Origin of the sequence: Phenylobacterium kunshanense (genome assembly GCF_003254525.1) — a bacterium.
Taxonomy (GTDB): Bacteria; Pseudomonadota; Alphaproteobacteria; order Caulobacterales; family Caulobacteraceae; genus Phenylobacterium; species Phenylobacterium kunshanense.
Window position 1 is genome coordinate 55,206 of the sequence record NZ_QFYS01000006.1, and the last position, 19,396, is coordinate 74,601.

At 69.3% G+C, this 19,396-nt stretch carries 17 protein-coding genes; 10 read left to right on the forward strand and 7 right to left on the reverse strand.

Annotated elements, in window-relative coordinates; all coding sequences use genetic code 11:
- The first annotated feature begins 127 nt into the window (after window positions 1–127).
- From DJ019_RS13840 to DJ019_RS13865, 6 genes are all read left to right on the forward strand, one after another.
- Window positions 128–2,914 (forward strand): TonB-dependent receptor, encoded by a 2,787-nt coding sequence (locus DJ019_RS13840; protein ID WP_338066088.1) that lies wholly within the window; start codon window positions 128–130, stop codon window positions 2,912–2,914.
- A 152-nt stretch (window positions 2,915–3,066) separates the two neighbouring features.
- Window positions 3,067–3,618, forward strand: a complete 552-nt coding sequence (locus DJ019_RS13845; protein WP_111276644.1) for a demethoxyubiquinone hydroxylase family protein — start codon at window positions 3,067–3,069, stop codon at window positions 3,616–3,618.
- Window positions 3,619–4,270: 652 nt separating this feature from the next.
- A complete protein-coding gene (locus tag DJ019_RS13850) occupies window positions 4,271–6,751 on the forward strand; it encodes a TonB-dependent receptor (protein WP_165844014.1) in 2,481 nt (826 codons plus the stop codon).
- A gap of 182 nt (window positions 6,752–6,933) precedes the next feature.
- Complete coding sequence (locus tag DJ019_RS13855; RefSeq protein ID WP_111276646.1) at window positions 6,934–8,040, forward strand: response regulator; 1,107 nt, start codon at window positions 6,934–6,936, stop codon at window positions 8,038–8,040.
- A 97-nt stretch (window positions 8,041–8,137) separates the two neighbouring features.
- Window positions 8,138–8,944: a chorismate mutase gene (locus tag DJ019_RS13860; protein WP_111276647.1), complete on the forward strand. Its 807-nt coding sequence runs from the start codon at window positions 8,138–8,140 to the stop codon at window positions 8,942–8,944.
- A gap of 33 nt (window positions 8,945–8,977) precedes the next feature.
- Window positions 8,978–10,108, forward strand: a complete 1,131-nt coding sequence (locus DJ019_RS13865; RefSeq protein ID WP_111276648.1) for a pyridoxal phosphate-dependent aminotransferase — start codon at window positions 8,978–8,980, stop codon at window positions 10,106–10,108.
- A 6-nt stretch (window positions 10,109–10,114) separates the two neighbouring features.
- Here the strand turns inward: DJ019_RS13865 and DJ019_RS13870 are convergent, their stop codons facing one another.
- From DJ019_RS13870 to DJ019_RS13880, 3 genes are all read right to left on the reverse strand, one after another.
- Window positions 10,115–10,987 carry a prephenate dehydrogenase gene (locus tag DJ019_RS13870; protein WP_111276649.1) on the reverse strand — a complete coding sequence of 291 codons (873 nt, stop codon included), beginning with the start codon at window positions 10,985–10,987 and terminating at the stop codon, window positions 10,115–10,117.
- Complete coding sequence (locus DJ019_RS13875) at window positions 10,914–11,921, reverse strand: hypothetical protein (RefSeq protein ID WP_133255307.1); 1,008 nt, start codon at window positions 11,919–11,921, stop codon at window positions 10,914–10,916. Before DJ019_RS13875 ends, DJ019_RS13870 begins: the two co-directional genes overlap by 74 nt.
- A gap of 66 nt (window positions 11,922–11,987) precedes the next feature.
- Window positions 11,988–14,789, reverse strand: a complete 2,802-nt coding sequence (locus DJ019_RS13880; RefSeq protein WP_240606483.1) for an ATP-dependent DNA helicase — start codon at window positions 14,787–14,789, stop codon at window positions 11,988–11,990.
- Between the two features lie 127 nt (window positions 14,790–14,916).
- Between DJ019_RS13880 and DJ019_RS13885 the strand changes: the two genes are divergently transcribed.
- Entirely contained in the window at window positions 14,917–15,591 is a 675-nt protein-coding gene (locus tag DJ019_RS13885) for a nitroreductase (RefSeq protein ID WP_111276652.1), read from the forward strand.
- 7 nt (window positions 15,592–15,598) lie between these two features.
- Here the strand turns inward: DJ019_RS13885 and DJ019_RS13890 are convergent, their stop codons facing one another.
- Window positions 15,599–15,826, reverse strand: coding sequence for a hypothetical protein (locus tag DJ019_RS13890; protein WP_111276653.1), 228 nt, complete (start codon window positions 15,824–15,826; stop codon window positions 15,599–15,601).
- 184 nt (window positions 15,827–16,010) lie between these two features.
- Here DJ019_RS13890 and DJ019_RS13895 point away from each other — a divergent pair, with 184 nt between their 5' ends.
- Window positions 16,011–16,385, forward strand: a complete 375-nt coding sequence (locus DJ019_RS13895; protein ID WP_111276654.1) for a VOC family protein — start codon at window positions 16,011–16,013, stop codon at window positions 16,383–16,385.
- A 76-nt stretch (window positions 16,386–16,461) separates the two neighbouring features.
- Here DJ019_RS13895 and DJ019_RS21210 read toward each other — a convergent pair whose 3' ends face one another.
- Window positions 16,462–17,247, reverse strand: a complete 786-nt coding sequence (locus DJ019_RS21210; RefSeq protein ID WP_205854165.1) for a PEPxxWA-CTERM sorting domain-containing protein — start codon at window positions 17,245–17,247, stop codon at window positions 16,462–16,464.
- A gap of 185 nt (window positions 17,248–17,432) precedes the next feature.
- On the opposite strand from DJ019_RS21210, the gene DJ019_RS13905 reads away from it, so the two are divergent.
- Entirely contained in the window at window positions 17,433–17,864 is a 432-nt protein-coding gene (locus tag DJ019_RS13905) for a DUF3237 family protein (RefSeq protein ID WP_165844016.1), read from the forward strand.
- Between the two features lies 1 nt (window position 17,865).
- On the opposite strand, the gene DJ019_RS13910 is transcribed toward DJ019_RS13905, so the two are convergent.
- Window positions 17,866–18,285 (reverse strand): PaaI family thioesterase, encoded by a 420-nt coding sequence (locus tag DJ019_RS13910; RefSeq protein WP_111276656.1) that lies wholly within the window; start codon window positions 18,283–18,285, stop codon window positions 17,866–17,868.
- Between the two features lie 119 nt (window positions 18,286–18,404).
- Here DJ019_RS13910 and DJ019_RS20990 point away from each other — a divergent pair, with 119 nt between their 5' ends.
- Window positions 18,405–18,569, forward strand: coding sequence for a hypothetical protein (locus tag DJ019_RS20990; RefSeq protein ID WP_165844017.1), 165 nt, complete (start codon window positions 18,405–18,407; stop codon window positions 18,567–18,569).
- A 2-nt stretch (window positions 18,570–18,571) separates the two neighbouring features.
- On the opposite strand, the gene DJ019_RS13915 is transcribed toward DJ019_RS20990, so the two are convergent.
- A complete protein-coding gene (locus DJ019_RS13915; RefSeq protein ID WP_111276657.1) occupies window positions 18,572–19,396 on the reverse strand; it encodes a carbonic anhydrase in 825 nt (274 codons plus the stop codon).

Here is a 19,396-nt window from a genome sequence, read left to right on the forward strand (position 1 = left end):
GCCGCCTCCCCATCGGCTACGCTTTAGCGGCGTAACTGGCGACCACGGGCCACAAAAAGAGCCTGGACCGCCCTGGGAGGAACATATGACGGATACCCGAACTCTTCGGAGTTGGCTGGCTGTTGGCGTGTCCGCCGCAGCGATTTCGGCGCTTGCGGCGCCTGCCTTCGCCCAATCGGGCCAGGCGAACGTGATCGAGGAACTGGTCGTCACGGCGCAGAAAAAGGAGGAAGCCCTCCAGGACGTGCCGATCGCCGTGTCGGCGTTCGACCAGAACGCGCTCGAGAAATCGAAGATCGACGGCGGCCCGAACCTGGTGCTGGCCGTGCCGAACGTGAACTTCTCCAAGGGGAACTTCACCGGCTACAACTTCCAGATCCGCGGCATCGGCTCGAAGCTGGTGGCGGCCTCGGGCGACGCCGGCACCGGCATCCACCTGAACAACGCCCCGCTGATCGCCAACAACCTGTTCGAGACCGAGTTCTACGACGTCGAGCGGGTGGAAGTGCTGCGCGGTCCGCAAGGCACCCTGTACGGACGCAACGCCACCGGCGGCGTCGTCAACCTGCTGACCGCCAAGCCCACCGACACCTTCGAGGGCAACCTTCGGGCCGAGTACGGCAACTACAACACCATGAAGGCCCGCGGGATGGTCAACCTGCCGCTGGGCGACATGCTCGCCCTGCGCCTGGCGGGCAGCTATCTGAAGCGTGACGGCTTCGGCGAGAACATCGTCACCGGCAACGACGCCGACGACCGCGACCTGTGGGGCACGCGCGCCACCCTGTCCTTCAAGCCCAGCGATCGCCTGCAGACCTGGGTGATGTGGGACCACTTCGAGGAAGACGACAACCGCTCGCGCATCGGCAAGCAGTTCTGCACCAAGGACAACGGTCCGGCGAACGTCGGCGGCGTGGCCTTCTCAAGCGCGGCCGGCGGGCTGGTGGGCCAGGTCCAGCGCGGCTTCTTCACCCAGGGCTGCGCGGCCACGTCCCTCTACTCCGCGGACGTGCTGGGCACGGTGAACTCGGCAGGCACGCTCGGCGGCCTGTTCGGCGCCCTCGGCGGCTTCCAGACCGGCGACGCCTACGCCGGCAAGGTCCAGACGCCGAACATCCGCGACATCGAGTCGACCTTCGACCCGATCTACAAGTCGAAGACCGACATCTACGAGTTCAACGCCGTCTTCGACCTGACCGAGAACGTCAGCCTGAACTGGCTGTCGTCGTACACCTTCTACAAGCTGTACACGCGCCAGGACTACAACCGCTACACGCCCAGCGTCGGCTTCAACGCCACGCCGAACCCGGTGAACGTGTTCGCGGCCGTGCCGGGCTATGCGACGGCGATCTACCCCAGCCTGTTCCCGAACGGCGCCATCCGCGACCCGCAGAACGGCACCCTTAACCGCTTCACGACCAGCGACATCTCCTCGGCCTACACCGAGCAGTGGAGCCATGAAGTGCGGTTCCAGTCGAGCTTCGACGGGCCGTTCAACTTCAACGTCGGCGCCTTCATGACGAAGTTCCGCACCGACGGCGACTACTACGTCATGTTCAACACCGGGACCGGCTACTACCAGATCAACAACCTGTTCGCGACCGGCAACGCGAACTGCGTTGGTCCGGCGCCTTGCGTGTCCGTCGATCCGAACGCCGATCCCAATCGTTCGGGCCACAACTACTATGACAGCTACGGCCCGTACCGCCTGACGTCCTACGCGGTGTTCGGCGAGCTCTATTGGCAGATGGCCGAGAACTTCAAGTGGACGCTCGGCCTGCGCTACTCGATCGACGACAAGAAGGTGCTGGCGCACTCGGTCACGCTGGGCGCGCCCGGCGTGGGCCCGACGCCGATCGGCACCCAGAAGGTCAAGTTCAAGGAGCCGACGGGCCGCTTCGGCTTCGACTGGCAGCCGGACCTGGGCTTCACCAACGACACCCTGATCTACGGCTTCTATGCCCGCGGCTATAAGGGCGGCGGCGTGAACCCGCCGTTCAGCCCCGGCATCGGCGTCGTGCCGGTCTCGCCGACCTTCGAACCGGAGTTCATCGACTCCTTCGAAATCGGCACCAAGAACACCCTGCTGGACGGCACCCTGCAGGTGAACATGGCGGCCTTCCACTACGACTATAAGGGCTACCAGGTCTCGAAGATCATCAACCGCACCTCGATCAACGAGAACATCGACGCCAAGGTGAAGGGCGTGGAGTTCGAGTCGATCTGGCAGCCGCTCGATGGCCTTCGCCTGAACGCCGCCATCGGCTACCTCGACTCCAAGATCGGCGACGCGAGTTCGATCGACACCTTCAACCGGACCCAGAGCAACTCGCTGCTGACCCTGGTGAAGTCGAGCGCCGCGTCGAACTGCGTCGTCACCACGGCCCACGCCGCGACGGCGCTGACGATCGCCAACGCCACCAACCCGTTCAACCTGCTCGGCGTCTGCACCCTGGCCTCCGCGGCCGGCGCGGGCACGAACATCGGCGGCGGGGCCATCGCGGCCGGCACCAACGCCTTCGGCGGCCTGGTCAGCGAGGGCGTTGCGGCGGACATCAGCGGCAACGAACTGCCGAACTCGCCGCATTGGACCGTCTCGCTGGGCGCCCAGTACACCTGGACCCTCGGCGACTGGGACGCGACCCTGCGCGGCGACTACTACCGCCAGACCAAGACGTTCGCCCGGATCTACAACTCCGAGCCGGACCGCATCAAAGGCTGGGAAAACGTCAACCTGACCCTGACGATCGTGAACAGCGACATGGGCGTCGAGGTGGGCGGCTACATCAAGAACGCCACCAACGAGAAGGCGATCACCGACTTCTACCTGACCGACGACAGCTCCGGCATGTTCCGGAACGTCTTCTACACCGAGCCGCGCACCTACGGCGTGTCGGTGACCAAGCGCTGGTAACCAGCGCCTTCCAGGGAGCCTTTGGGGGCGGCGGAGCAATCCGCCGCCCCTTTTTCATGGGCGGCCGGCAGGGCGCCGGGATCTCCGTGCGAGGCGCGTGGAAAGCGAACATTGCGATGGCTCGCGTCTCTGCTGTGTGGTGACCTCCACACGTGCCTGCAGTAGATCGAACCCTCGCCGATATCCTTCGCGTCAATCACGCTGGAGAGTGCGGCGCTATCCGCATCTACACCGGCCAGCGCTACCTCGCTCGCTGGCGCTCGCCAGACTTGCTGCCCTTCCTGGATCAGTCGCTGAGGGACGAGCGCGGCCACAAAGATGAGTTCGCCGCTCTGATGAAGCAGCGCGGGATCACGCCGTGCGGCGCGATCGCACTGTGGGGCGTGGGCGGTTGGCTTCCTGGCTTGGCAACCGCAGGCTTGGGCAGATCGGCGATCCTCATCTGCACCGAGGCCGTCGAACGGACGGTGCACGCCCATCTGCAAGCTCAGCTTGCCTGGCTCGCTGACCGTGACGCCGAGGTCTCACGGGCGATAGCGACCATCCAGGTAGAAGAACTTGCACACCTGGAAGGAGCACGAGAGAGGCGGCGGTCTCGCGGCGGGAGGGTGCTTGATGCGTTCATCGCTAAAGCGACGGAACTTCTGATCTGGATATCCACCTACGGCGCGTCCTCGCGGATGGCGCGCCGGATCGGGCGTTAGTCCGGCGCTAGTTGGACGACTGCACTGGGTCGATTGCCGGCAGGCCGATCCGCCATGCGGTCGACGCGACAGGCAGCAAGGAACGCACGTCAGCCGACCCATCGACGGGTAGAGGATAGCTCCCACGGGGTGTCATCCCGGTTTGGGCGAAGGCCCAAGACCGGGACCCAACGTCGTTCCGGGCGACCGGGCGCGCCGGAGGGGCGTCGGCGTGGAGGGGGCTTCCACGGCGCGGAGCTTTCGGCGGGTTGGATCCCGGTCTTCGCCTCTGGCGAAACCGGGATGACACCGCGTGGGGACCGCCCTTCCGGCGGGCGCGGGTTTGAGCGGGCCCTGCACGCCCATCCTGCCGCGGGTCATTTTTGACATACCGGTACGCGCCAATACGCATTTCGTCGTTACGCCACGCCTTACCGCACAAGGGGTCGGTGACCATTGTTCGATTTTAACGCCTTGTTTCGAAAATGCGGTCTTTTCGCCACAGTCTGAAAAAATGGCGGCGCTTGCGCGACGTAAGTTATCGCCGATGAGTTGACGACGCGGCCGATCCGCCCTGAGGGTCCGCCCGTCGTGCGCCTCCCCGCGCCGGCTCCAACAATTCAAACCACAGGGCCGGCGACGGCGACGTCGGATGCGCCTTGGGAGGACCTTTATGTCTCGCAAGACCGCCTCTGTGCGGCCGATCCTGGCCGCTAGTGTCTCCGCCATCGCCCTGGCCGCCGTGGCTCAACCCGCCCTCGCCCAGGACGCCGGCGAGGCCACCCTGGAAGAACTGGTCATCACCGCCGAAAAGCGCGAGCAGTCGCTGCAGGACGTGCCGGTGGCCGTGTCGGCCTTCACCTCCGAGCGTCGCGACGTCGCCGGCATCACCGGCATCCAGGACTTCGTGAACTTCACGCCGGGCATGAACTATTCCGGCACCGACCGCGTCAGCCTGCGCGGCGCCGGCCGCAACACCTTCTACATCGGCAACGACCCGGGCGTGGCCTCCTACTCGGACGGCTTCTATTCCGCCTCGTCGTCGGAACTGTTCAAGACCCCGCTGTTCATCGAGCGCACGGAAATCCTGCGCGGCCCGCAGGGCACCCTGTACGGCCGCAACGCCATCGGCGGCGCCATCAACCAGGTCTCCAAGCGCCCGAGCCAGGAGTTCGGCGGCGAGATCCGCGCCTCCTACGGCAACTATGACCGCACGCGCATCGAGGCGGTCGTCTCCCTGCCGGTGGCCGAGAACCTGCGCTTCAAGGTCGGCGGCAGCCAGGACCATCAGCGCGACGGCTTCATCAAGAACATCGGCACGGCCAACGACGGCGCCAAGATCAAGCGCACCTACTTCGAATTCATGGTCGAGGCCGAGCCCACCGAAAAGATGCGGGTGTTCGCGCGCTACAACCGCTCGAACTGGGACGACACCATGGGCGTGGGCGACCGCCTCTCGAACCTGGTGACCCCCTACGACACCACCCGCGTGTTCGGCCCGATCGGCCAGCTGCAGGTGAACCCGCAGTTCGGCTACACCACGCCGAACCCGGGCGTCGAAGACCCCTATGTGCAGAACACCAACACCGACGGCTACGGCCAGCTGCGCGGCAACCACGTCCTGACCGCGACGGTCAGCTACGACCTGGGCTTCGCCGAGCTGAAGTACATCGGCGGCTTCCAGCAGTACAACTATCAGACCGGCGGTGACTACGACGGAACCAGCCGGACGGCGGGCATCCCCGGCATCCTGGCGGGCCAGCTCTACTTCCCGACCCAGACCACCGATTTCGATGAGAACAAGCGCTACTACTCGAACGAGATCAACCTGACCTCGAACGGCGACGGGCCGCTGCGCTGGATCCTCGGTGTCTACCAGTACGAGGAAGAGTATCGCCAGCGCATCCAGCTCGGGAACCCGAACCAGGCCGCCCTGGCCACGCCGCTGACGCTGGCCGGCACGCCGGCGACGCCGAACCCGCTGCGCAACTTCGCCGACAACCAGGCCACCCTGGAGTCCAAGGCCTACGCCGTGTTCGGCCAGGCCACCTATGAGTTCAACGAGCAGTTCGCCCTGACGGCCGGCATCCGCTACACCAAGGACAAGAAGTCGGGCACCGAGTACCAGCGCCTGATCATCCAGACGCCGGGCATCGCCGGCGGCGCCTTCGCGTTCGACGTCTCCAGCGACATGGATCCCACGACCCCCGGCGTGCAGAACTTCCGCGCGCTGAAGGACAGCTGGGATGCGGTCACCGGCGTGCTGAACCTGGACTGGACGCCGGACAGCGACACCCTGGGCTATGCGAAGTACAGCCGCGGCTACAAGTCGGGCGGGTTCCTGCTGGGCACCCTGGCCCCCGATCCGACGGCCGACCAGGAGCAGGTCGATGCGTTCGAAGTGGGCCTGAAGAAGACCTTCTTCGGCCAGTTCCAGCTCAACGCGGCCGCGTTCTACAACGACTACAAGGACATGCAGCTCAACCTGTCGCAGCTCAACGCGGCGGGCACGGCGTCGGCGAACAACTTCGTCAACGTCGGGGCCGAGGCCTACGGCCTGGAGTTGGAAGCCATCTGGCGTCCGACCCGTGCGCTCGACCTGTCGGCCAGCTACGGCTACCTGCACACCGAGATCACCGAGGGCTGCTGCTTCTACGATCCGGCCGATCCCGGCGCGCGCGACCCCAACGCCACCCCGTCGGGCGGCTCGGTCGTCAGCAACGGCGCGCCGCTGGTGTTCCAGACCCTGAAGGGCTCGCGGATCTACCAGTCGCCGAAGCACAAGTTCGCCGGCAACGCGAACTACACCTTCGACTTCGACGCCGGTTCGCTGATCCTGTCGGCCACCTACACCTGGACCGACGAGACCTACTACCAGCCGTTCAAGAGCGAAGCGAACCGGGTCAAGGCGTATGACGTCACCGACTTCCGCGTCCTCTGGAACGACGTCGACGAGCGCTACACGGTGATCGGCTTCGTGAAGAACGCCTTCGACCAGAAGGGCTTCACCTCCAACGGCTCGACCACGCCGACCGCGATCTATGACAGCCCGCCGAACCCGCAGGTCGGCGGCCTGACGCAGACCCGCACGGCCATCACCCGCGGCCTGATCCAGCCCCGCACCTACGGCGTGGAGCTGCAGTACCGCTTCTAATCCGGCGCGTTTCCTCCCTATCGCAATGCGCCTACCTCCGGGCGGCGGACCTTCAGCGGTCCGCCGCCCGCTTCTTTTTGCCGCGCAACCCATTTTCCTGCGTGTGCCGGGCGCGGATTTAACCTCTGCGCAAGCGCTGGCCCACAGAATGAGTATCCAAGGTCCCAATAGCCCGGCGGCCCATGTCTCTGCCTGAGTTCTTCTTCGACCGCGTCACGGCCGACATCCGTCAGCAGATGGATGGCGTCCTGGCCCTCACCGAGCAGTTGGCGCGGCAACGCCTGACTGTCGACGGGGAGGCGTGCGTGGCGAGCGTGGCCGAAGCGGCCGCCAGCGTGCGGCGCATGGTGGACGCGGCGCTCGATCTGCGCACCGTCGCTCAGAACGGACTGGAACTTCAGGTCGAGCCTGTCCGCCTCCGCGACGTCATGGACGAGATCCACGAGCGCTGGCAGCCCCGGGCGGCGTCTGCGGGCGTGACCCTGCTCGTCTCCTACGACGGCGATCCGGAAGCGGCCGCCATGGCCGACCGCAAACGGCTGCTTCAGATCTTCGACGGCTTCATCGGCGAGGCCGTGGGGGCGCAGGGGCGTGGGGCGGTCGAGGCCGGTCTGCACGTCCAGGCCGCCGACGGCAGGGTACGGCTGGAAGGCCGGGTCCGCGGTCCGCGAGGCTCGAGTTGGGATGACCAGGACGTGGAAGGTCGCGTCCGCGGGATCGAGGCGCGCCTCGGGCTGGAAGTGGCCCTGGACGCCCTGCTCGCGCGCCATCTGCTCACCAGCATGGACGGCCGGGTGAGCAATGTGGCCAACGCCGGGGCCTCGGACACCGCCGCCTTCCATATCCTGCTCGCGCCGATCCCCGAGACCGTCGAGGCTCCGGCCGAGGATACCGGCCGCGCCGCGCACATCCTGGTGGTCGACGACAACGCCACCAACCGCATGGTCGCCCAGTCGCTGGTCGAGATGTTCGACTGCACGAGCGAGGCGGCCGAGGACGGCGAAGCCGCCGTGGAAGCGGCGCGCACCGGCCGTTTCGACCTGATCCTCATGGACATCCGCATGCCGCGGATGGACGGCGTCGCCGCCACCCGCGCGATCCGCGCCCTGCCCGGCCCGGTCGGCGCCACGCCGATCATCGCGCTCACGGCCAACGCCGACCCGGACGACGCCGAGGCCTATCTGGCCGCCGGCATGAACGGCGTGGTCGAGAAGCCGATGAAGCCCGAGCACCTGCTGACCGCACTGCAGCAGGCGCTGGATCCCGAGGGCGCCGCGGCCGCGGCCTAAACCCCGGTTTCATCTGCAACTTTTTTGCGAGTGGCGGCCCTATTGCGCCGCCCGCGGCAATGACCTAGGTCCCGAGCCTCAGTTTCGGGGATAGATTATGTCCGAGGCCAAGCCCGTGGCCGCCCCACTTTCTCTGGACGACGTGCGCCAGCGCATCGATGCGCTGGACGGCGAACTCCTGCGCCTCGTCGACGAGCGGGCGTCGCTGGCCCGCTATGTGGCGGCCGCGAAGAAGGCCGCCGGCGACGGCGACAAGTTCGGCCTGCGCCCCGGTCGCGAAGCCGCCATCATGCGCAAGCTGGTCACTTCGGAGCGCACCGCGGCGAGCCCTGGCCTGCTGGTTCGGATCTGGCGCGAGCTGATCGGCGACAGCCTGGCCAACCAGGGACCGTTCCACGTGTCCGTCTGGGGTGGCCGCGATCCGGGCCGGACGGTGGAGCTGGCACGGAGCCGCTTCGGCGCCGCACCCCCGCTGCAGCAGGTCGGCAAGCCAGAGGACGCCATCGCCCAGGCGCGCACGCCCGGCGGCGTCGCGGTCTGCGCCCTGACGACGGACAGCGCCTGGTGGGGCCGCCTGCTGGCGGAGCCACACCTGCGGGTGTTCGCCGCCCTGCCCTGCCTGAGGAGCTGGGGCCCGCTTTCGGCCCTGGCCGTGGCCGCCGTGGACGTGGAGCCCACGGGGGCCGACATGACCTTCTGGGTGACCGACGCGGCCGGCCCGGCCGCCGCCATCGAGGACGCCCTGAGCCGCGACGGGGTCGCCGCCGACCTGGTCGTCGAGGCCGGGGGCCTGAAGCTGTTCGCCCTGGCCGGCTACTACCAGCGCGAGGACGAGCGGCTGGCCCGCGCGCCCGGCCGGCTCAGCGGCGTCATCGGGGCTTCACCGGCGCCGCTGGACGTGTAAGAAGCGAAACTCGTTTCAAATGTAACGATCGCCATGCCCGACACAGCCGACCTCGACGACCGCGCCCGCGCCTCCCGGCCGCTCCCGAAGCCCGGGATCATGGACATCCACGCCTACGTGCCGGGCAAGGCCAAGGCCGAGGGCGTCGCCGAGCCGGTCAAGCTGTCGGCCAACGAGAACATCCTGGGCTCCAGCCCCAAAGCGCGGGAGGCCTACGCCTCCGCCGTGGACCAGCTCCACATCTATCCCGACAGCCGCACGACGATCCTGCGCAACGCCATCGCCGAGCAGTATCGGCTGGAGCCCGAGCGGCTGATCTTCGGCTGCGGTTCGGACGAGGTGTTCGCCCTGCTGAACCAGACGTTCCTGGAGCCGGGCGACAACATCGTGCAGGGCGAATACGCCTTCGCCGCCTTCGCCATCGGGGCCCACGCCTGCCAGGCCGAGGTGAAGATCGCCCGCGAGCCGGACTACCGCATCGACGTGGACGAGATCCTGAAGGTGGTGGATGGGCGCACGCGGCTCGTCTTCCTGGCCAACCCAGGCAACCCGACGGGCACCTGGATCCCGTTCTCGGAGGTCGAGCGGCTGCACGCCGCCCTGCCGCCCAGCGTGGTGCTGGTGCTGGACGGCGCCTACAGCGAGTTCGCCCTCGACCCGACCTTCAGCGACGGGCTGGACCTGGCGCGCACGGCCAGCAACGTGGTGGTCACCCACACCTTCTCGAAGCTGCATGGGCTGGCAGCGCTTCGGGTGGGTTGGGGATACGCGCCGGCCGAGATCGTCGCCGCGGTGGACCGCATCCGCCTGCCGTTCAACACCTCGATCCCGGCCCAGCTCGCGGCCGTGGCGGGGCTGAAGGACCTGGAGTTCCAGAAGGCCTCCATCGACCACATCGAACAGTGGCGGCCCTGGCTGACCCAGCAGCTCGGCGGCCTGGGCCTGGACGTGGTCGGCCCCTCGGCCACCAACTTCGTGCTGGTCGGCTTCCCGAAGACCCCGGGCAAGACCGCGGCCGACGCCGACGCGTTCCTGAGCGCGCGCGGCCTGCTGACCCGCCGGGTGCTGAACTACGGCCTGCCGGACCACCTGCGGATCACCTTCGGCCTCGAGGCGCACAACCGCGCGCTGGTCGACGCCCTGGCGGAGTTCATGAAGGGCTGAGGCCGCTCAGGCCTTCGGTCGCGAGCCGACCTGTTCCAGCAGGCTCTGGGCCTCCTTCACGAAGGCGTTGGCGATCTTCGGCGCGTAGGGATTCTGCGTCTGGATGGCGGTGAAGAGCTCGAAGGTGTCGGCGCCGATCAGGCCGCAGAGTTCCAGCAGGTGCTGGTACGACTGGGTCGCCAGCCGCTCGTCCGGGATGCCGAGGTTCACCAGCGAGCGGCCGATCAGGTGCGTCAGCGCCTGGACGTAGGCCATCTCCTCATCGTGCTCCTCGGGCGTCGTCACCGTGACCGCCAGGCCCAGCGCGCGGCCGAAATCGGCGACGCACCGGTCGCGCCCGCCGCGGATCGGGCAGACCACGAAGCGCAGGCCCTTGAGGCCCGTCCGCGCGCTCTGGGGGCCGAACAGCGGGTGGGTGGCGACGATGTCGACGCTGGCGGGCAGGAGCTCGACCATCCACTGGGCCGGCAGCACCTTCACCGAGCCCACGTCCACCACCAGGGCGCCCGGCTTCAGGTGCGGGGCGATGGCGGCGAACACCTCGCGCATGGCCACGACGGGGACCGCCACGACGACGATGTCACGTGCGGCGGCCTCCTCCAGGGTCCCGAAGCCCACGCCCAAGGCGGCGGCGCGGGCGGCGGCGTCGGACGCCCGGTCGGCCACCAGGACGTCGAAGTGGTCCTTCAGGACGCTGGCCGCGAGCTGGCCGAACTGTCCGAAGCCGATGAGACCGAGGCGCTGCATGCGGGCTCGATAGCGGGGACGGCGCCGCTCCGCAAACGACTGGCGCCAATCTGCCGAGCTATTGGCTTGCCCCGACCGTGGCGTTGGGAGTCCACCAGCCGGCCTCTCCCCGGGCGCAGGCCGCGAGTTCATCGAGGATCAGCGGAAAGCCAGTTCCCTCGAGGTTGGCGTTGACCAGCACCTTGCCGTCGATCGACACTTCGACGCCCTTGGAGGCCCGGAGCGCCTGAAGAGGCTCGCCGGCGAGGGTTCCGTCGAGGACCATGTAGGTCTTGCCATCGTAGGCCGGGACGAAGTCGAAGCTCACGCCGTCCACGGAAAGCACACCCTTGCGGCCCCTGCGCAGCGCGGGCCCGCTGGACCAGACGGCCACGGTCACATCCTCATTCTGGCGGATGATCTGCAGAAACCGACCGCCTTCTCCGACCTCGGCCTGGGCCACGCAACCGCCGGGCTTGTCGGCCGGGATCAGAGTCCACACGTCTTCCTTGTTGTAGACAAGGTCCGCAGGCGCCGCTCCGCCGTCGCGCGACACCCCCTTGCCCCACCAGCCCGGCTCACCCTTGGAACAGGCGACGACGCCATCGACCGCGCCGGCGAAGCCCGTGCCCTCCAACGTCATGGTCGCGACGGTCTGGTCGTCCAGCAGAACCCTCAGGGTGCGCCCAATACGCAGACTGGCGAGGGAGGGCGCATCGAGCGCGCCGTCGAGAAAAACAGTGGTCCGCTTGTCCAGAAGCGTGGCCGGGAGCTTGATCATGCGGCCATCGACGTCGAGGTTGAGCGACTTGCCCTTTGGCATAGGCGTCTGGGTGAACAAGGCCACCGATACCTCGCCTGCTTCCGCGCGCAGCAGGAAGATGGAGCCGCCCTGCAGGGTCATGCTGGCGGCGCAGGCCGCGCCGTCGACATCGATCCCCCAATAGCCCTCCTTGTTCATCACCGCGTCCTGCGGTGCGGCGGACGCAGAGGTCGCCGCCAGAAGAAGAGCCGACACAGCCGCGACGAAACGGTTTGGCAAACGCGCCCCCAAAGCAACTCGGGAGCTCGAAACCACTCCCTTCACGGCGAAGCTTTGGCGTAACAACCTGAACTTGTAAAGAACGAAAATAGAACGACCCCCGAGGACCCCTCAGGGCCCCAGAAACCCCGCCACCTGCTCGATCGCCTCGACCAGGGTCACGCGCTGGAGCTCGACGCCCGGGGGCAGGCCGGAGAACAGGCGGGTGGGCGAGCTGGCGTCGAGCATGACGAAGACGCCCTTGTCGTCGGCCCGGCGGATGAGGCGGCCGAAGGCCTGGGCGATGCGGCCGCGGGCGATGGCGTCGTCGTAGCTCTTGGCGCCGAAGCGGGCGCGCCGCGACTTGTGCAGGATGTCGGGGCGCGGCCAGGGCACCCGGTCGAACACCAGGAGGCGCAGCGAGCGGCCTGGCACGTCAACGCCGTCACGCACCGCATCGGTGCCCAGGAGGCATGCGTCCTCCTCGGCGCGGAAGATGTCGACGAGGGCGCCGACCTCCAGCGGGTCCACGTGCTGGGCGTAGAGGGCGAGGCCCTTGTCGGCGAGGGCGGGGGCGATGCGCTCGTGCACCGCCTTCAGCCGGCGGATGGCGGTGAAGAGGCCGAGGCCGCCGCCGCCCGAGGCCAGGAACAGCTCGCGCATGGCCGCCGCGATCTGGCGCGGATCGTCCTTGCCGACGTCGGTGACCACCAGGGCGCGGGCGTTGGCGGCGTAGTCGAACGGCGAGGCGACCTTCAGGGTCTTGGGCCGGTCGGGCAGGCGCGCCGCGCCCGTCCGCATCTCGGCCAGGGCGAAGGGGTCCTCCAGCGTCGGATCGGCCAGGGTGGCGCTGGTCACCAGCACGCCGTGCGCGGGCGCGATGACGGCGTTGGTCAGGGGCTCGGTCGGGTCGACCCAGTGGCGGCGGCAGGCGGCGTCGACGACCCGGCCGTACAGGAAGGTGGCGTCGAACCAGTCCACGAAGTCCGGGTCGTCCTCGGCGTCCTCGTCGATGGCGCGGAGCATGGAGCGCCAGGCCGGCAGGGTCATGCGGGCACGGCGGTCGAGGCCGCGCAGGGCGCCCTCGATGCGGGCGCGTTCGGAGCCGGAAAGCTGGTCGGCCTCGGCGTCGAGCACGTCCTCCAGCGCGCGAGCCAGGGCCAGCAGGGGCGCCTCCACCTTGGCCAGGGCCGCGGCGGCGTCGCGGGCGCTGGTGCGGACGAGGTCGAGGGCGGGGCGCGCGGCGCACTCCATGCCGACTTCCGACGGGGCGGCGCGGGCGCGGAGCTGTTCGAGGACGGCGACGAGGAAGGTCTCGACGGGGCCGGTCGGGCGCACCTCGCCATTGGGCGGGGCGATGCGGCCGCTCCAGCCCTCGCCCGGCAGGGCGGTGGCCGCGTGGACGGCGGCGTCGAGCTGGGCGCGGGCGTCCTCGCGGTCGCCGAGGATGTCGGAGAGGCGGGCTTCCAGCCCCCTGCCCCGCCGGCCGCGCCCCTCCGGACCGCGGATCCAGCGCCGGAGCTCGGCCGCCTCCGCCCCCGAGAGGGCGGCGGAAAAGGCGCTGTCGGCGGCCTCGAACAGATGGTGGCCCTCGTCGAAGACGATGCGCTTGAGCAGGGTGGTCTCGGCGTCGCCCTTGCTGCCGCGCGCGGCGCGGGCGCCGTCGAAGGCGGCCTGGCTCATCACCAGGGCGTGGTTGGCGATGACGATGTCGGCCCGGCGCGAGCCGCGGATCGCCTTCTCCACGAAGCAGGCGCGATAGTGCTGGCACCCGGCATGGACGCACTCGCCGCGCCGGTCGACGAGGTTCGCCGCGCTGGCCTGGGCGGCCGGGGAAATGGCGAACAGGGTCGGCAGCCAGGCCGGGAAGTCGCCGCCGGTCATGTCGCCGTCCCGCGTGGCCCGCGCCCAGCGGGCGGCCAGGGCCATCCCGACCAGGTCGGACCCGCCGAGCTGAGCCGCGTTGGCCTGCTCCTGGAAGTTCAGCAGGCAGAGGTAGTTCTCGCGGCCCTTGCGGACCACGGCCTTCTTCGCCCGCACCTTCTCGTCGGGCCAGATGGCGCGGCTCTCACGCTCGATCTGGCGCTGGAGCGCGCGGGTGTAGGTGGAGACCCAGACCGAGGGGCCGTTGGCCTCGGACCAGAGCGAGGCGGGCGCGAGGTAGCCGAGGGTCTTGCCGACCCCGGTGCCGGCCTCGGCCAGCATCATGTTGGGCTCGCCCTCGCGGTCGCGAGGCTGGAAGACGTGGGCCGCCTCGACGGCGTACTCGGCCTGGGACGGACGCGCCTCGTCGAGGCCCGCCTGAGCGAGCAGGGCCTTGAGCCGCTCGGCCGCGGCGTCGGGGACGATGGGTTTGGAGCCCGGCTCGCCCACCGGGGCCTCGGCCTCCCACTCGGTGAGCCGCATCCAGACATCGAGGCCGGACGAGCGGAACTGGTTGCCGGCCGGGGCCGAGCGCAGGGCGGCGATCGTCGCCGTCCCCCACGGCCATCCGGCGCGCGCCAGGGTCTCGGCGATGGCCAGGGCCTCCTCGCGGCTGGGGACCGGCGCGGCGGCCAGCTCCGCGAGCAGGGCGTGGGCGGCCTGGCGCAGCGCCGCAGCCTGCTCCTGAGGCGTCTTCGGCTCCGTGAGTCCCAGCGACTGCGCGAGCCCGGCCGCCGACGGGGCGGCGAACTGGGCGGGCCGGACGAAGGCGAACAGCTCCAGCACGTCGAAAAGCCGCGGGCTGCGCGCGGGCGCATGGAGGCCCAGCCGCCGCGCCGTCATCGAGGCGTGGGCCACCAGCACGGGCGCAGTCTCGAACAGGTCGCGGGCGTCCGGCGTCCGTAGCGGCTGGGCGTCGCCGTTCGGCGCGCAGACGGCGCACCGGGGTCCCGGCAGGACGACAAGCGCCGGAGCGAGGGTGAGCTGGGCGACGGAGGCGGGGAGAGTCACCGCGAGAGGGTACGTGCGCGCCGCCGCGAACGGAAGAGGAACCGGATGCGACATCCCAGCTTGATCGCGGTCAAGGACGAGGGTCTGGTCTTGCCGCCGGATACGGGCGCGATGGGGGGAGCTGGGCATGGACGTCTGCGAAGCGATCCGGTCGCGGTTCACCTGTCGCGCGTTCCGGCCGACGCCCGTGCCGCAGGCGACGGTGGCGGCGATCCTGGAGCTGGCCGGGCGGGCGCCTTCGGGCGGCAATCTGCAGCCCTGGCGCGTGTGGGCGCTGGCCGGCGACGATCTGGAGGCGCTGAAGGCCAAGGTGCGCGCCCAGACCGCGGCGGGCCAGCTCTTCGAAGGCGAGGTCGAGTACGCCATCTATCCGGAACCGCTGAAGGAGCCCTACGCCGGCCGGCGGTTCCGCAATGGCGAGGCCTGGTATGGGGCCCTGGGCATCGCTCGGGACGACATGGCCGCGCGCATCCGCCAGGTGTCGGCCAATTTCGAACTCTACGGCGCGCCTGTGGGCCTGTTCCTCGCCGTCGACCGCAGGATGGGACCGCCGCAATGGGCGGACCTGGGCCTCTTCCTCCAGACCCTGATGCTGGCGGCCAAGGGCCACGACCTCGATACGGCGCCGCTGGAGGCCTGGTCGCTGTGGCCGCGGACGGTGCGCGAGCACCTGGGGATGCCGGACGAGCTGATGCTGTTCTGCGCGGTGGCGCTGGGCGAGGCGGATCGCGAGGCGCGGGCCAACGGCTTCCGCGCCGAGCGCGAGCCGCTGGAGGCGTTCGCGACGTTTCGGGGGTTCTGAGCCGATCCTAGCTCAGATCGGGGCGCCGGCCATGCGCCACCCGCCACCGGCGGGACCTGAGCTTCGGCGCGATCATCCACGCGACCGGGACCGAAACCGCAAACGTGGCGGCGATCATCCAGGGCGTGGCCCATTGCGCCGTCCCCGTCGTCAGGACCAGCAGCATGCCGAGACCGAACGCGACGGCCTGGACCATCGGATAGATCAGCACGGCGATCGCAAGGTTCGTGCGCATGGGAAGGTCTCCTCGGAAGGCCTGACGAACGCCCGGCCGACTTCGGCGGTTCCGGAAGCGGCGCCGGGAGGCCACTTGCCCGCCAGCGGCGCCTTGCATCCCCTCACGTCCGCCGGGCTTATCGTCGCCCGAGCCGGCGGACCGGCCCGAGATTCGGGCGGCGCCGGACTGGAAGGGAGCACCCATGTTTTCGCACGTGATGATCGGCTGCAACGACCTGGACAAGGCCAAGGCGTTCTACGACCCCCTGCTGGCCACGCTGGGCGTCGGGCCGTCGATGGTGGACGGGCACCGCATGTTCTACATGACCCAGGGCGGCGTCTTCGCCGTTTCCAAGCCGATCGACGGCAAGCCGGCGACCTCGGCCAACGGCGGCACCATCGGCTTTGCGTGCGCCTCGCCCGAGCAGGTGGAAGCCTGGCATGCGGCCGGTGTCGCCAACGGTGGAACCACGTGCGAAGACCCGCCGGGCGTGCGTGAAGGCGGCATGGGCAAGCTCTACCTCGCCTACCTGCGCGATCCCGACGGCAACAAGCTCTGCGCCCTGCATCGCATGTAGATCAGGCGGCGCGCGGACGGCGGGCATCGCCCGTCCGCGCGCCATCTCCCCGGCGAACGGACGGGCGAGCGCGGAATCAGACCGTCGCCGGTCCGGTTCCCACGAAGGTGCGCCGACGGCGAAGCGCCGTGCCGGCGAAACCGAAGCCCCCGATCAACAGCGTCCAGGTCGCCGGCTCGGGCACGCCCGTGACGACGGGCGCTGCGGGCGTGTCGTAGACGAGGTTGTCGTAGCTGAGGCCGCCGGGATCGCGGGTGAACACCGACACGCCGGCGATATCCTTCACCCCGCCCTCGCGCGAGAAGGCCACGAAGGAGCTGGTCACATTGACCGTCACCCGCTGGATCAGGCCGCCCGAGCTGTTGAAGAAGTCGAGCGTGGTGAGCTTGCTCGTGTCGTGGCCGAAGAGCTGCTGCATCCCGAAGTACGAGACCCCGCCCGAGAACAGCACGGCGAAGGACCCCTCGCCGTAGCCGTTGGGATCGGCGCAGGTGTAGTCGCCGCAAGGCAGCAGGTTCTTGGTGCTGTCGGTCCCGATCGCGAGGTTCCTGCCGGCGGCGCCGGGCGCGAGCGTGAGCGGCCCCGCGGGAGTTCCCGACAGGACGTCGAGCGGCGCACCGGTGACGTTGTCGGTGACGAACGACAGGGTCTGCCCCTCGAAACGCTCGGCGAAGGTGGCGCCGCCCGAGGAAAGGATCCCGTTGTAGGTGGTCCCCGGGAAGTTGGTCCCGGCCACGTCCTCGAAGTCGATCACGTGCCGGCCGACCGTCGAATAGCCGGCGATGTTGATGGCGGCGGCCTGGGCCACGCCGGAAAGACCAAGCGTCAGGGCGACGCTGGCCGCGAACATCTTGAATTTCATAATTTATCCCCGCGATGCACAATGCCGGACCAGGCGCCTCAGCCCTGGCTGGCGAGCGCATACTGGAATCCCTCGCGCCTGTTCACGCCCCCCGGATGGGGGCCTCGGCGATGGACCGGAAGGGCTCTTTCCTTCCCCGCACGTCACGGTGGTATCAGCCCACCCGGCTGAGAGGGAGAAGGCGCATGCGCGGCGAGAAGGTCTACGAATACACGGTGCAGATCACGGGCGTCACGGACTTCGGCGTGACCGCCGAGGCGATTCTCTCGGGCCAGACGCCGGTTCCGCCCCAGGGCGCGCGGTTCGACTTCACCTTCGATGGACAGGCGCAGGGCAAGATCGCCGGCCGCATCCACGGGATCGACTACTTCCGGATGCGGGCCGACGGGCGGGCGGAGCTGGACATCCGCGGCGTGATCGAGACCGGCGACGGCCACCGGATCTCGCTCGTGGCGACGGGGATCACGACGCCCCGGGCGGACGGCGTCATGGACCTCGTGGAGACGGTCCAGCTCACCACCGCCTCGCCGGAATACGCCTGGGTCAACACCCGCCCCTTCTGGGCGATCGGGACCTCGTCAGGCGGCAGCATCCATATCGAGGTCTATCAGCAGTAGGCTACCCGAGGGCCTTGCGGGCGCTGGCCTCGACGGCCGCGGTGGGGATGAGACGGATGGTCGAGCTGGCCTTGGCGAGGACGTTACCTTCCAGATCCAGCAGGCGGCCTTCGGCGAAGCAGGTGGCCTTGCCGCGGCGTTCGATCCAGCCCTCGGCCACGACGCGGCCGGGCCGCGCGGGCGCGAAGTAGCTGACCTTCAGCTCCAGCGACATCGGCGTCATTTCCGGCGCCAGCGACATGGAGGCGTGGGCCATGGCCGCGTCGATCCAGCCGCAGACGAAACCGCCCTGGGCGACGCCGCCCGAGTGGCACATGTGCTGGCCGACCTCGTACTCGATGCTGGCGCGGCCGCCCTCCATGGCGATCACGCGGACCTGGCCCAGGGTCTGCGGCAGGCTGGGGGCGATGGCGTCGGTCATGCGGATCTCCTCTGCCGTTCCCGAATAGACGAGATCGCGGCGGAAAGAACAGACGCCGTCGCGGAACGCGCGCCGGACCTTGGCCGTTGAGCCGCCTATCCGAAGCGGAGGAACGACCCATGGATGACCGCGCCCGCGACTTCGTGCTGCGCGCACTGGCGGCGAGCGAGATCGCCGAGAGCTGTCACGAGCCGGCGATACGGGCCTCGTTCCTGGCGCTGGCCGAGCACTGGCTGGCGTTGGCTGGGGCGGTCGAGAGCCAGGCGCTGCCCGCCGCGGCCTGAGGTCAGGCCTGCTGCGTCCGGGTGGGCGTGACGCGACCGTCGTCGAGGTCGTAGCGCGCCGCCACGATCTTCAGCGAGCCGGCCAGCACGCATGTGCGGAGCGGGCGCGACCCGGCGAAGATCTCTCCGGCCGCGTGGGCGGCGTTGAGGGAGACCGCGGCGTCCACCGCGTCGACAGTGCCCGCAGGGACCGCCCGGACCGCGGGCGCGATCAGGCTGGCCAGCGCGCCGATGCGGGTCTCCTTGTCGGCCGGGTCGCCGCGGCCAGCCAGGGCGTCGGCCGTGGCCTTCACCGCACCACACCGCTCGTGGCCCAGGGCCATGATCAGGGTCGAACCCAGATGGATGACCGAATATTCGATAGAGGCCAGGATCGCGTCGTCGACGACGTTGCCGGCCACGCGGACGACGAACAGGTCACCGAGGCCCTGGTCGAAGATCACCTCGGGCGCCACGCGGCTGTCGGCGCAGGCGAGGATGGTGGCGAAGGGGCGCTGGCCGGAGGCCACCTCGATGCGGCGCGGCGCGTCGGCGTGCGGGTGGGCGGCGAAGCCTTCCACATAGCGGGCGTTGCCGCTCATCAGGCGCGCGAGCGCTTCCTCGGGCGGCACGGACGGTGGCCCGGCGTGAGCCGCCGCCGCATGGGGATCAGCCGCCGGAGCCGCGTGCGCGGCGGCCTTCGGTTTCGCCTTGGGCTTGGGCTTCGCCTTGTGGACCGGCGCAGGCTCGGGACCGCCCTCCGCCCAGGCGATGGCAGGCGCGGCCACGAGGCCGACGCCCAGGCCCGCCACAAGGCGGCGGCGCGAAAGCAGAAGACGGGCAGTCAT

Bases quoted from the DNA above. Each gene is read 5' to 3' on its own strand.
- DJ019_RS20990 (WP_165844017.1), top strand. From the start codon at position 18,405: ATGGATGACCGCGCCCGCGACTTCGTGCTGCGCGCACTGGCGGCGAGC.
- DJ019_RS13915 (WP_111276657.1), bottom strand. From the start codon at position 19,396: ATGACTGCCCGTCTTCTGCTTTCGCGCCGCCGCCTTGTGGCGGGCCTG.
- DJ019_RS13890 (WP_111276653.1), bottom strand. From the start codon at position 15,826: ATGCGCACGAACCTTGCGATCGCCGTGCTGATCTATCCGATGGTCCAG.
- DJ019_RS13855 (WP_111276646.1), top strand. From the start codon at position 6,934: ATGTCTCTGCCTGAGTTCTTCTTCGACCGCGTCACGGCCGACATCCGT.
- DJ019_RS13910 (WP_111276656.1), bottom strand. From the start codon at position 18,285: ATGACCGACGCCATCGCCCCCAGCCTGCCGCAGACCCTGGGCCAGGTC.
- DJ019_RS13895 (WP_111276654.1), top strand. From the start codon at position 16,011: ATGTTTTCGCACGTGATGATCGGCTGCAACGACCTGGACAAGGCCAAG.
- DJ019_RS21210 (WP_205854165.1), bottom strand. From the start codon at position 17,247: ATGAAATTCAAGATGTTCGCGGCCAGCGTCGCCCTGACGCTTGGTCTT.
- DJ019_RS13865 (WP_111276648.1), top strand. From the start codon at position 8,978: ATGCCCGACACAGCCGACCTCGACGACCGCGCCCGCGCCTCCCGGCCG.
- DJ019_RS13850 (WP_165844014.1), top strand. From the start codon at position 4,271: ATGTCTCGCAAGACCGCCTCTGTGCGGCCGATCCTGGCCGCTAGTGTC.
- DJ019_RS13870 (WP_111276649.1), bottom strand. From the start codon at position 10,987: ATGAACTCGCGGCCTGCGCCCGGGGAGAGGCCGGCTGGTGGACTCCCA.
- DJ019_RS13885 (WP_111276652.1), top strand. From the start codon at position 14,917: ATGGACGTCTGCGAAGCGATCCGGTCGCGGTTCACCTGTCGCGCGTTC.
- DJ019_RS13905 (WP_165844016.1), top strand. From the start codon at position 17,433: ATGCGCGGCGAGAAGGTCTACGAATACACGGTGCAGATCACGGGCGTC.
- DJ019_RS13860 (WP_111276647.1), top strand. From the start codon at position 8,138: ATGTCCGAGGCCAAGCCCGTGGCCGCCCCACTTTCTCTGGACGACGTG.